The sequence below is a fragment of the Polaromonas sp. P1_G2 genome (genome assembly GCF_056405515.1).
Genome location: NZ_JBFUBY010000669.1, coordinates 1 through 640, shown reverse-complemented (window position 1 = coordinate 640; position 640 = coordinate 1). Strand labels below are relative to the sequence as shown.

Genomic DNA, 640 nt, shown 5'->3' with positions numbered 1-640 from the left:
GTCTTCGACCTCGAACATCTGGCTGAAATTGACGTGCGCCAATGCGCCGCCGCCGGATTTTTCCAGTCGCCGCCGCAACTGCGCATGGGCACTTCGGCGCACCGTTTCCCAAAGCGTCGACAGCGGCTTGGACTCAAGGTTGCCGGCGAATGCCAGGTTGGTGCGTCCGCGCCAGTCGTTGAGCCACTCATAGTGTGCGCCCACCGCAATACCGGTCGGAACGATGCTGGCGTCCAGCAATTTGACGAATTCCAGTGCCGGCACGGTGGCGACGATCGGGTTTTCGCTCGGGGGAAGGCCATCGATTTTGACGGCAGTGCCGATGAGCGTGAAATCCATGCTGGCTTCGATGTTCAAGGGCACGGTGCGCATCTTGACATCGACGACGGCGTTGGCGCCGGCAGCCTTGGCTTCTGCCTGCAGCCTTTCAATCGCCGCGTCCCACCCCTGCATATGCCCTTCCGTCCAGGACCAGCCGTAATGCAGCCAGCAGGTGGCCGAAACTGCGGCAACGGGCTTGATGCCGTGCGACCGCATGATCAGCAGTTCCGACGGCGTCATGGTCGCCGTCCRCGGCACCGTGCCTTCACGGCTGTTTTTCAGGCGGTCGATGAGGTGGGCCGGCAGGCGACCGTTGCTG

Annotated in this window: 1 protein-coding gene; it reads right to left on the bottom strand. The window is 62.9% G+C overall.

Features of this window, described 5'->3' with window-relative positions; genetic code table 11:
- Window positions 1–640, bottom strand: a 640-nt coding sequence (locus AC1D0P_RS26850) for a heavy metal-binding domain-containing protein (protein WP_477679515.1), incomplete at both ends; no start/stop codon positions are given.